Origin of the sequence: Bradyrhizobium sp. UFLA01-814, from assembly GCF_046718885.1 — a bacterium.
Lineage (GTDB): Bacteria > Pseudomonadota > Alphaproteobacteria > Rhizobiales > Xanthobacteraceae > Bradyrhizobium > Bradyrhizobium elkanii.
This window is the reverse complement of sequence record NZ_JAQOSR010000116.1, coordinates 18,166-29,673: the sequence shown is the minus strand read 5'-3', so window position 1 is coordinate 29,673 and position 11,508 is coordinate 18,166. Positions and strand designations below refer to the sequence as shown.

Sequence of the window (11,508 nt, the reverse complement as noted above, 5' to 3'; positions counted from 1 at the left end):
GAATGTCAGGCCCATCATGCCGACGCCGCCGAGGCCGATCAGCAGCAAATTGCGCTGGCGCGGACGATCGACCAGGCGCTTCAGCGCGCCATAGGCGGTGACGCCGGAGCACATCAGGGTGGCGGCCTGGTTGACCGGCAGCGGATCGTAATCGAGCAGGTATTTTGCGTCGGGCACCAGCACGTGGGTGGCGAAGCCGCCGTCGATCGAGACGCCGAGGAAGCGCTGCTTGACGCAGAGATTCTCGTCGCCGGCGAGGCAGTCGCGGCACTGGCCGCAGCCGATCCACGGGAAGACGGCCTTCTTCGTCCCGATCAGATCCTTCGGCGCATCGGGGCCGACCTCGTCGACCACGCCCGCGATCTCATGGCCGAGCGTGAAGGGCAGGGTCATGCCGCGGGTGGTATCGAGCCTCTTGCCGCCGCCGAGATCGGCGTAGCCGTCCTGGATGTGGAGATCGGAATGGCACAGGCCGCAGCGCTCGATGCGCACCAGCACTTCGCGTCCCTGGGGCTTCGGCGTGTCGACGATGGTTTCGCACAACGGTGCATCGAATTTGACGAGGGATTGGCGAACCATACGCGCCATTACGTTTTCTCCTGTTGTTCTATTTTGTGGCCCGTATATCGGCCAATTCCCGGGCCATGGCAACAAAGCCCGCGACCGGAATGGTCTCGGCGCGCCGTGTCGCGTCGATACCGGCTGCGGCAGCAAGCCGCGCCGGATCGACCGACAGCGATTTCAGGCTCTGGCGCAGCATCTTGCGGCGCTGGCCGAAGGCGGCGGCCGCGACCTGCTCGAGCATGCGGCGGTCACACGGCTCGGGCGCGGCGCGCGGTATCAATCGTACCACCGAGGACGTGACCTTCGGTTGCGGCACGAAGGCCGCGGGCGAGATGTCGAACAGGATCTTGGTCTCGGCGCGCCAGTTGGCGAGCACCGCGAGCCGGCCATACGCCTCCTCGTCCTCATGGGCGACGATGCGCTCGGCGACCTCGCGCTGGAACATCAGGACCATCATATCGTACCAGGGCGGCCACGGCTCGATCGACAGCCAGTCGACCAGCAGCTGGGTCGCGATGTTGTAGGGCAGGTTGGCGATGACCTTGGCCTTGGCGCCATCGAGCAAGGGACGCGGGTCAAAGTGCTGTGCGTCGTCATGCACGATCTCGATGCGGCCGGGATAGCGCTTGGCGATGTAGTCGAGCGCGGCCAGCGCCCGCTCGTCGCGCTCGATGGCGATCACGCGCTTTGCGCCCAGCGCAAGCAGCGCGCGCGTCAAGCCGCCGGGACCGGGGCCGACTTCGATCACGGTGGAGTCTTCCAGCGGGCCCGCGGCGCGGGCAATGCGCGCGGTGAGGTTGAGATCGAGCAGAAAATTCTGTCCCAGCGATTTGCGCGCCGACAGCGAATGCTCGCGAATGATGTCGCGCAGCGGCGGCAGATCGTCGATCGTGCTCACTTAGCTTGATGCCGCGGCCATGCGCGCGGCGAGCCGCAGGGCGGCGATCAGGCTCGACGGATTGGCCTTGCCGGTGCCGGCGATGTCGAACGCCGTGCCGTGATCGGGCGACGTCCGGATGAACGGCAGTCCCAGCGTGACGTTGACGGCGTCCTCGAACGCGACGGTCTTGATCGGGATCAGCGCCTGGTCGTGATACATGCAGATCGCACAGTCATAGGTCTTGCGCGCGGCTGCGTGGAACATGGTGTCGGCCGGCAGCGGGCCCCGGACGGCAATGCCATCGCGGCGCAGGATCTCGACCGCGGGCGCGACGATCTCGACGTCTTCCATACCGAGCGTGCCGTCTTCGCCGGCATGCGGATTGAGGCCGGCAATGGCGAGTCGCGGCGCCGCGAGGCCGAACCGCGCCTTCATGTCCGCGATCACGATCCGCGCGGTCGACACGATCAGGTCGGTCGTCAATTGCGCCAGCGCCTCGCGGACCGACACATGGATCGTCACCGGGACGACGGCGAGGGCCGGCGACCACAGCATCATCACCGGCTGCGGCGCGCGCCCGCCGCTTGCGGCAAGCTCGGCCAAGAACTCTGTGTGGCCGGGATGCCGGAAGCCGGCGCGGTACAGCACGTTCTTGGCGATCGGATTGGTGACGACGGCGCTGGCCTTGCCGGCGGCGACATCGGTGACGGCCTGCCGGATCGACGCCAGCGCCGCATCCGCACTCGTGCCGTCGGGTTGGCCCGGTAGCGCCTTCGCCGCCTTGCCGGTCGCAACCACGGGGAGGGCGCGTGCGAACGTCGCGGATGCCTCCTCGGCGCTGACCTCGGCCAATTCGACGGCAAGCCCGAGCGTCTTGGCGCGTTCGGCAAGCGCGGCACGGTCGCCGAGCAGATAGAACGGCGGGAGATCGAGTTCGCGGCGTCGCAGCCATGCGGCGAGCGTGATATCGGGGCCGATGCCTGCGGGCTCGCCGGATGTCAGTGCGAGAGGTTGAGCCATGCGTCAACGATAGTCGATCATCGCCCGCCTGGATATTCGATCATCGCGGCTTTCCGGACTTCCTGCAGATAGGCCTTCGACTTCGCCTCGTACTTCTGCACGTACATCTTGTCGCGCATCTCACGCTTCTTCGGCGTGTCGACGGTGGTTGCCTTCCGGCCGCAGAGGGCGACCATTTCGATGCCCTGCTTGGTGACCTCTGGAGGGGTGAGGTGGCCGACCGGGGTCTTGTCCAGGATGTCGCGCAGCGACTGCGGCAGGTCGGCCGAGGTCTTCACGACGATCTCGCGGATCGCGGCGTTGCGCATCGACTTGAAGGAGGTGTTGGCTTCCTCGCAGCTGGTGACGCGCTCGCGCAGGCTGTCCGCTTCCTTGCGGCGCCCCTCGAACTCCGACTGCGGCGCGCCGCGGGGCACGATCAGAACGACCGGCTGCATCCTGTATTCGAATGCCTCGGCCTCAGCCGTCCCTCCGGTCTCCTTGACTGCGTTGGCGACGTCCTTTTCGCCAACCTGCAGGCTTTCCTTGAAGCGGCCGCGGACCAGGCTGGTCCAGACCATGTCGGCCCTGATGCGCTGCTTCAGCGTGTCCGGGCGGATGCCCTTGCCCTCGAGCACCTTGGTGAGCTGGTCGCCGGAAAGCCGCATCCGCTGCGCCATGCCGCCGAAGGACTGGTCGATATCGCCGGCGGAGGGATCGACGCCGAATTTCTTGGCTTCCTTGATCTTCAGCTTCTCGTCGATCAGTTCGTCGAGGACGGTCTTCCGATCGGGGGTCTTGCCGCCGGTCAGCGCGTTCAGCTTGGCGCGCTGCTCGATGTCGTAATTGGTGATGGGCTCGCCATTGACCATCACGGCGATGGTCTGGGCATGCAGTCGCGCACCGCCTCCAAGCAGGAGGAAAAGAGCCAGCAGGAAACTCAACACTAGCTGATAGCGGCGCGTTGGCAGGCTAGCGGTCGTCATTATCGTCATGTCAGCCGTTTAAACCAATTCAAGCCGGAGCCACAGGCCTGCAGGCAATCCATGCCCCCCCCCCGCCAGACCGCTCGCTCGCTACTGCATGCCAGCCGAACTGCTGGTCGTGGAGGTTTGGGCGATCGTCCGCAGCCCGATCTGGAACATGAACGCGTGACTGAGGACGGGCGGCGTCGAGCCCGCCTGATAGGTATAGGACGTGACATAGTTGGCGGCCAGCACGAAGCAGTCGTCCACATAGCCCGCGCCGAACGCGTACTGGTTGATTTTGTTCGCTTCAAGGTCCCAGCGCGCCGCGCCCTGAACCACCCAGTTCGCCGCCACCTTGATTGATCCGCTGGCGAGGATGCCTTCGCGGCGCGTCAAATAGCCAAGTTCCGGCTGCGCGGCATAGTCGCCGTACATCAGGCTGACCGACCAGCGGTCGAAGTTCGCGCTGGCCTGGGCCTCGAACCGGTTGATGTTCCAGGTCGCCTCGTCCATCCGCGAGCGGACGCTGAACGTGTAGGTGCGGTTGGGCGAGTAGGCGAGGCTGGCGACATAGTCCGAGCGCGGATTCTGCAGGCCGGAGTCGACGCCGGTGTTGGTGACGTCCGCGACCGCGAACGAGTTCAATCCGAACATCTGGTAGGACTGTCCGAACATCGCCTTGACGCTGCCGCCGCGATCGAACTGCGTGGTGGCCTGCACGCCGACATTGGCGCGACTGCCGCCCTCGACGCGGTCGTAGCCGGAGAACTTGTCGACCGCGAACAGGTTCGAGGTATCGAACACCAGGCTCTGCGCGTCCTCGTTCGGAAGCTTGCCGGCGTCGGGCTCGTTTGGCCGGATGATGACCTGCGCAATCGGCTCGATGGTCGTCGTGCCCCACGGCTGCACGTTGATGAAGGGGTAGCGGTATTCGAAGCCGACGGTCGGCATCAGGCGGACCGTCTGGGTGTCGCCGACCGGCAGGAAGTTGGAAACGCCCGGCTGGTTCGAGATGTCGGCGTTGATGGCATCGGCGCGGACGCCGACGAACGGCGTCCAGATCTGGCCGAGCGGGTCGGTATAGGATTTGCGCCACTGCGCCTCGGCGGTCAGCCTTGTGTAGGTGCCCGGCATGCCGCGCAGCAGGCACTGCGACGGCGTCCGCGCCATCGGATCAGCGGACGTGGTCGTGCACAACGGGTTAAGGGGGTTGGCGGCCTGTGCCGTGATCGGGTCGAACACCGCGGTTTCGCGGGTCAGGTTGGTGAAGTTCACCTTGTAGCTGAACTCGCCACCGAGGATCGGGCTGTTGATCACGTTGTTGTAGTCGATGACAGGCGCGACCACCGGAACCTGGTTCTGGTTGCCGGAGTAGCTGAGATAATAGATCGCGCGCGCGTCGAAGAAGCTGCGGTTGCCGACGCCGGTCAGATAGAGCTGCGAGATCGCCTCGGTCGGCAGCGACAGGAACGATCCGAACGGGTCCTTGTACTGGGCCAGCCGGTAATCGGACATGAAGTAGTAGTCGGACAGCAGCACGCCGTCCCAGCCCCAGGTCCATTTGTCGTTCAGCGCGAACTGACCCTTGGTCTCGATACCGCCGCGGAACTGGCGGTCACCGGGCTGGCCCTTGAAGGCGTCCTGATCGAGCTGGTCGATGCCGTAGAGCCGGATCTGATAGGCGCCGTTCGACAGACGCTGACGGAATTCGCCCTGGAAGAGCACGCCCTGCTTCGACGTGATGCGCGGATTGAAGGTCGCGTCGAAGTCCGGCGCGAGCGCGAAGTAATAGGGGATTTCGACGCCGACGCCGAACGCCGAATACGTGGTGAAGCCCGGCATCAGGAAGCCGCTCTTGCGCTTCACGGTCGGATCGGGCGTCGAGAAGTAGGGCAGATAGGCCATCGGAACGCCGAAGAATTCGAGCTGGGCGTTCTCGAAATAGAGCATCTTCTCGGTCTGGTTATGGATGATGCGCGCGCCCTTGACCTGCCAGAGCGGCGGCTTCTTCGGATCATCCTTACAGGGAGCGCAGGCGGTATAAACGCCGTTGTCGAACACCGTGTAATTGCCGCTGGACCGATCGGCGCGGGTCGCCGCCATGCGGGTCTGGTCTTCAGTGTCGACGCGCAGCGAATCGACGAAACCGTCGCGGTAGTCGTCGCTGAGATCCATGATGTTGGCGTAGGTGATCTTGCCTTCCGCATCGGTCATGCGGATGTTGCCTTCGGCATGAAGACGCTTGGTCTTCTGGTCGTAGATGACCTTGTCGGCCTCGACGCTGGTGCCGTTGTAGAACATCTGGACGTTGCCGACAGCCGAGATGCGCTGGTTGTTGTAGTCGTAATCGACCTCGGTCGCTTGAACGAGCATCTGCCCGTCATTCTTGGCCGGCGGGCGGGGCGGCTTCGGCGGACGCGGATTGTAGGTGAAGGCTTGCGCGGCAGCCGGCGTCGACGCGACAACATCGAGCGCGCTGACCACGACGAACGCGGCGAGCAGAGCTGAGATCGAAACGCCAAACGCGGCCATGCGGCTCCGTTGACGGCGCAGGGCACTGCGCCGCCCGAGAGCAGGCGACCTCAACTGGCGGGCGGCGACGATAGCCACTACCCGTCCTCCTGGTACAGCAAGGCTAAGAAACCGGTGAGGCTGCCCACAACGACGGGCAACCACGCCGCAGCGATGGGATGCATCAACTCAGCCTTGCTCAAATCTTCAGTTACTTTCGACAGCACGTAGAGCAGAAAGCCTGCGCCCACGCCACTCAAAACCATCTTCTGCACGCCGCCCATCCGAAAGAAGCGGAGGCTCACAGAAGCCGCCAACATCACCATCGCAGCCAGCAAAAACGGCTGTGCGATGAGCTTGTGATACTGCAAGCGATAGCCAGCCGTCGCGAACCCTGAGCTCTCCGACGAACGGATGTAGTTCGGCAGTTGCCAAAAGGACACAGTTTCCGGGGTGGAGAAACTGTTGCGCACCTGTGCCGGGGTAAGGGTGGTGGTCAGGTAGAAGGTGTCCTGATCCACCGGAGGCTTATCGAGGGTGAATCGGCGCACGCCCTTGAACACCCAACGGCCGTCTTCGAGCGCCGCTTCGCGCGCTTCGATTCGCTCCTTGAACTGGAGCGCCGTGTCGAATCGGAACACGGTGAGACCCGTCAGCCGCACGCCCTGCTGCTCGCTGCGGGCCGCATTGATGATCGCCTGACCCTCGTCGTTGATCTGGTTCAGCCAGAAGCCGGACGCGTCCTGAATGCCGCCGCCGGGCGCCGAGCCGAACAGTTCGGCTTCCATGCGTTTGGAGAGCTCGCGCAGATTGGCCGATACCGGATTGTAGGCGGTGGTCGCGAAGATGCCGAGCATGATCGCGCTGGCCAGCGCCGGTGAGATGAATTGCCAGGCCGAGACGCCGGCGGCGCGTGCCACGACGAGCTCCAGCCGCCGCGACAAAGCGAGGTAGCAGGTCATCGCGCCGATCAGCACGCAGAACGGCATCAGCTTCTCGAGCAGCTGAGGCACCCGGAATAGCGAAGTCTCCGCGACCGTGATCGCGGAGGCCGAGACGAGGCCCGACGTCTTGCGCACCATTTCGATGTAGTCGACCAGCACGAGCAGCACGAAGATGCCCGCGAACACGCCCACTGCCGCGACCACGAAGCGGCCGGCGAAATAACGCCCGAGCGTGTTTGTGACCATGCTCATGCGGTTGCCGGCCTCCGGAAGAGGCGCGCAATGCGCTCGTTGTTCCTGTTGATCGCTTCCATCAGCCGCGGCGGCGGTTCGACGACCACGCCGCCGACGATCATCCAGATGCCGATGCCGATGCCGCCGAACAGCATCAGATACTGCACCAGCGCCGCGAGCGGCGTCTTCACCGCCATGACGGAGCAGGCGAACCCGACCATGCGCAGGCCGAACACCGCGAATACCGAGCCGCCGATCGAGAAATTGCGGCTTTGGCGCGTGGTGCGCGGTGCGCCGAGGAAAGCGAAGGTGAGGGCTGCGAACGCAAACGGATAGATCGGCGCCATGAAGCGATCATGCAGCTCGGCGAAGAACTGGCCCGACAGCTGCTGATAGGTCTTGTCTTCCTCGTCCGGCCACATCAGCTCCCAGAGATAGCGCTCGCGAATCCCAAGCGTGACGTCGCGGCCCTGCGAGAATTTCGACATGTCGAAGGCGTAGCGGGCGAACGCGACAAGCGCCGGATCGCGCTTGCCAACCTCGAACCGTTGGAGATTGCCGTCATAGAGCACGAGGTACGAACCTCGATCGGTCTTCTGCACGGTGCCGTGGTCGGCGATGATGGTGACGCGCTCCTGCGGATCGCGGCGATCGTCGACGAAGACGCCGCCGAGCACGCCGCCGGGCAGACGCTCGCGGATGCGAATCGTCAGGTTCTGGTCGAGCTGGGCGAAGCGGCCGGGCTGCAGGATGTTGGTCAGCACGTCGGCGGTGATCTCGGCGTCCCACTGCTTGATTCGGCGCATGCCGTCGGGGGCGAGATAGGCGCCGATGAAGGCGACCAGCGCCGCGACCACGCAGGTGGCAAGGAAGAACGGCCGGAACAGCCGGATCGGCGAGAAGCCCGCCGCGTTCATGACGATGATTTCGGAATCGGTCGCGAGCTTGTTCAGCGTATGGGAGATCGCGATCATCAGCGCGATCGGGGCGATGATCAGCACCAGGGCGGGAATCACGAGACCGGTGATGCCAAGGAAGGTGAGGATGGTCTGACCCTGGCTCGTCATCAGGTCGATGCCGCGCAGCGCCTGCGTAATCCAGATCACGCCGGTGAGGCTGACCAGGACAAGCGCAAACGACGCCAGCGTCGTTTTAAAGATGTACTTGTCGATCGACCCCATCGCTACCGCACGACCCCCAAGGCCCCCTGCACGCAACCAGACGCACGGCTTTCGACCATCCCCGTCAACCCGGGTTCCCCTATGGTCGAGCCGCGGACCCGTCCGGCTCACTCTCTAGTCACTCTCTCACTACCATCCCTTTGATCCGTCAACAAAATGGCCGGGCCAAGGCACGCTTAATTTATGGTTAATTAATCGCTTTTGTGGCCTTCCGGCCACTCCGGCGCTTGGCAGCGACGCAGCCGACAGGTCATAGTGCGTGACAAGCCCGGTCCGGGCTGGTTCCGGACCGCCATCGCAATGCTCACCCCCGCGTGCCGGAAGGACCGCCTCAGGTCCGAGCAACACCCTGAGTTCTGGAGGATTTTCCTATGTCCGACGCCGTCAAGGTCGGCTTTGTCCCATTCTCCGCGTCCGCTCGCGGTATTCTGGTCGCCTTTTGCGACGAGCAATTGAAGCTGGGAGCCGCCACCCGGAAGGCGCTGGGAGCCGCCGCCGAGACGGTCAAGCGGGCCGCGGCCGCCAACCAGTTCAAGGGCAAGAGCGGGGCGATCCTCGACATCCTGGCGCCGGAGGGAATCAAGGTCGAGCGGCTGATCGTGATCGGCACCGGCAAGGCGGCCGACCTCAAGGAGAAGGATTTTCTCAAGTTTGGCGGCGCGGTGGCCGGCAAGCTCAATGCCGGCAGCGGTTCGATGACCGTGATCGCGGAACTGCCCGATGCCGCGATGGCCGCCGGCCAGGCCGCCGCGATCGCCACCGGCATCCGTCTGCGCGCCTACAAGTTCGACCGCTACAAGACCAAGAAGAAGGACGGCGAGGACGGCGCCCTGCGGGCCGACGTCTCGATCGCCGTCGACGATGTTGCCGCCGCCAGGAAGGCCTATGCGCCCGAAGCCTCCGTCGTCGACGGTGTGAATTTGGCGCGTGAGCTCGTCAACGAGCCGCCGAACGTGCTGTATCCCGAGGAATTCGCACGCCGCGCCAGCCAGCTTCGCAAGCTCGGCGCCAGTGTCGAGGTGCTCGACGTCAAGGCGATGACCAAGCTCGGCATGGGCGCGCTGCTCGGCGTCGCGCAGGGATCGGCGCGGCCCGGCCGCACCGTGATCATGCGCTGGAACGGCGGCAAAAAGAGCGAGGCGCCGGTCGCGTTCGTCGGCAAGGGCGTCTGCTTCGACACCGGCGGCATCTCCATCAAGTCGGCCGGCGGCATGGAGGATATGAAGGGTGACATGGGCGGTGCGGCCTGCGTGGTCGGCCTGATGCACGCGCTCGCGGCGCGCAAGGCCCGCGTCAATGTGGTCGGCGCCATCGGCCTTGTCGAGAACATGCCCGACGGCAATGCGCAGCGTCCGGGCGACATCGTCACCTCGATGTCCGGCCAGACCATCGAAATCATCAACACCGACGCCGAGGGACGCCTCGTGCTCGCCGACGTGCTCTGGTACGTTGCCAAGAAGTTCAAGCCGAAATTCATGGTCGATCTGGCCACGCTGACCGGCGCGATCATGGTCGCGCTCGGCACCGATCACGCCGGCATGTTCTCCAACAACGACGAGCTCGCCGAGCGCCTGGCCAAGGTCGGCCTCGAGACCGGTGAGAAGGTGTGGCGCATGCCGCTCGGTCCCGAATACGACAAGCAGATCGATTCGCAATTCGCCGACATGAAGAACACCGGCGGGCGCAACGGCGGCTCGATCACGGCAGCGCAATTCCTGCAGCGTTTCGTCGACGGCACGCCGTGGGCGCATCTCGACATCGCCGGCACCGCGATGGGCGCGCCGAAGACCGAGATCAATCAGAGCTGGGGTTCGGGTTATGGCGTCCGGCTGCTCGAGCGGCTGGTCTCCGACTATTATGAAGCCAGGAAATAGAGTGTCGGCCGGCGCATGACCGAGGTTCTGTTCTACCACCTGCAGAACATGCCGCTGGAGAGCGTGCTGCCGCCGCTGCTTGAGAAGTCGCTCGAGCGCGGCTGGCGCGTGGTCGTGCAATCGACGTCGCAGGAGCGCGCCGAGACGCTCGACGCGCATCTGTGGACCTACAGCGACGATTCATTCCTGCCGCACGCGACCTCGCGCGTTGCCGACGCGCAGGACCAGCCGATCATCCTGTCGATCGAGGAGGGCAACCCGAATCGGGCCAATGTCCGCTTCCTGGTCGACAATGCGGCGCTGCCGGCCGACTGCGACAGCTACGAGCGGGTGGTCCTCGTGTTCAATGGCGACGACCCTGACGCGGTGGCCTCGGCCCGGGAAAGCTGGACTGCTTGCAAGGCGCGCGGCTTCGAGGTCACCTATTGGCAGACCGACGAGCGGGGACGCTGGCAGCGGCGCCAATAGCGATAGCTACTAATTAATGATAATTCGACGTTTCTTAGGGCGGGCCACGGTCATGCCGCAAAGTGATGTTCGGACAAGCCCTTAGGTGAAGGGGTAGGAGCTTTGTCGATCGTGCAGGACGGAACATTCAGTCGGAAGTCTCTGTTGGCCTTGCTGGTGCTTGCGCCGGGACTTGCCGGCTGTTCGGGCGCCGGATCCGACTTGTTTTCGCGCGATGCGGAATGGTTCTCGCGTCCCGGGCGGGTGTTCATCCGCAACATCTCGATCGAATCGCCGCCGCTGACGCCGGACAAGCCGGTGACGAACGACGATCTCGTCAGTGCCGACGGCAGCTGTCCAGGCATGGCACCGCCGCCGGGCGCCGCCGATGCCAACGCACAGGCCGGCGGTGCACCGCCGCCGCAACCAACGGGCGGCAGCGTTGCACTCGGCCACACTGAATGCGACGTCGTGCGCGGCATCGGTGCTCCCGACAGTGTGAACCTGTCCAATGGGCCGGGCGGCGAGCGTGTTGCGGTCGTGACCTGGTCGCGTGGCGCGCGCGCCGGCATCTACACCTTCTCCTCAGGGCGCCTGTCGTCCGTCGAGCGCGGTGCGGACCCTGTGCCGGAGCCGAAGCAGGCGAAGCCGAAGAAGAAAAAGACCTCGCACGGCTAGAGCGTTTTCGCCGGCGGCAGGTCGATGCCTGCATGCGCGGGCACGATACCGAAAAGAATGAGAGCCCAGGCTCCCTCCACACGTCGTCCGTGCCTAGTGCGCAATTGCGCACGGGAGCAGGACCCATACTCCGCGGCGGATGTGGTTAAGGGGACTCGTCGTTCGACGATCGGGCAACAATGACCATCTGTGGTTATGGGTCCCTGCTCCGGAGCGCAATCGCGCCCT

General features: G+C 64.8%; 10 protein-coding genes. 3 read left to right on the top strand and 7 right to left on the bottom strand.

Features of this window, described 5'->3' with window-relative positions; genetic code table 11:
* The 7 genes from PMN64_RS29255 to lptF all read right to left on the bottom strand — a co-directional run.
* Positions 1-588: alcohol dehydrogenase catalytic domain-containing protein (locus PMN64_RS29255; protein ID WP_411783157.1), on the bottom strand; the 588-nt coding region annotated here is incomplete at its 3' end.
* Between the two features lie 19 nt (positions 589-607).
* The gene (gene rsmA, locus PMN64_RS29250) at positions 608-1,462 is read right to left on the bottom strand and encodes a 16S rRNA (adenine(1518)-N(6)/adenine(1519)-N(6))-dimethyltransferase RsmA (protein WP_411783156.1); all 855 of its coding nucleotides are present in this window, start codon (positions 1,460-1,462) and stop codon (positions 608-610) included.
* On the bottom strand, positions 1,463-2,464 hold the full coding sequence (gene pdxA, locus PMN64_RS29245) for a 4-hydroxythreonine-4-phosphate dehydrogenase PdxA (protein WP_411783155.1): 1,002 nt from the start codon (positions 2,462-2,464) through the stop codon (positions 1,463-1,465).
* Positions 2,465-2,481: 17 nt separating this feature from the next.
* Positions 2,482-3,429, bottom strand: coding sequence for a SurA N-terminal domain-containing protein (locus PMN64_RS29240; RefSeq protein WP_028344807.1), 948 nt, complete (start codon positions 3,427-3,429; stop codon positions 2,482-2,484).
* 90 nt (positions 3,430-3,519) lie between these two features.
* The gene (locus PMN64_RS29235) at positions 3,520-5,943 is read right to left on the bottom strand and encodes an LPS-assembly protein LptD (protein WP_411783154.1); all 2,424 of its coding nucleotides are present in this window, start codon (positions 5,941-5,943) and stop codon (positions 3,520-3,522) included.
* A 77-nt stretch (positions 5,944-6,020) separates the two neighbouring features.
* A complete protein-coding gene (gene lptG / locus PMN64_RS29230; protein ID WP_028335173.1) occupies positions 6,021-7,118 on the bottom strand; it encodes an LPS export ABC transporter permease LptG in 1,098 nt (365 codons plus the stop codon).
* Positions 7,115-8,281: an LPS export ABC transporter permease LptF gene (gene lptF / locus PMN64_RS29225; protein WP_016847429.1), complete on the bottom strand. Its 1,167-nt coding sequence runs from the start codon at positions 8,279-8,281 to the stop codon at positions 7,115-7,117. Before lptF ends, lptG begins: the two co-directional genes overlap by 4 nt.
* Positions 8,282-8,652: 371 nt before the next feature.
* Here lptF and PMN64_RS29220 point away from each other — a divergent pair, with 371 nt between their 5' ends.
* The 3 genes from PMN64_RS29220 to PMN64_RS29210 all read left to right on the top strand — a co-directional run bounded on the left by PMN64_RS29220 (position 8,653) and on the right by PMN64_RS29210 (position 11,280).
* Positions 8,653-10,155: a leucyl aminopeptidase gene (locus PMN64_RS29220; protein ID WP_411783153.1), complete on the top strand. Its 1,503-nt coding sequence runs from the start codon at positions 8,653-8,655 to the stop codon at positions 10,153-10,155.
* 15 nt (positions 10,156-10,170) lie between these two features.
* On the top strand, positions 10,171-10,623 hold the full coding sequence (locus tag PMN64_RS29215) for a DNA polymerase III subunit chi (RefSeq protein ID WP_411783152.1): 453 nt from the start codon (positions 10,171-10,173) through the stop codon (positions 10,621-10,623).
* Positions 10,624-10,725: 102 nt separating this feature from the next.
* On the top strand, positions 10,726-11,280 hold the full coding sequence (locus tag PMN64_RS29210; RefSeq protein ID WP_375764465.1) for a hypothetical protein: 555 nt from the start codon (positions 10,726-10,728) through the stop codon (positions 11,278-11,280).
* The last annotated feature ends 228 nt before the right edge of the window (positions 11,281-11,508 follow it).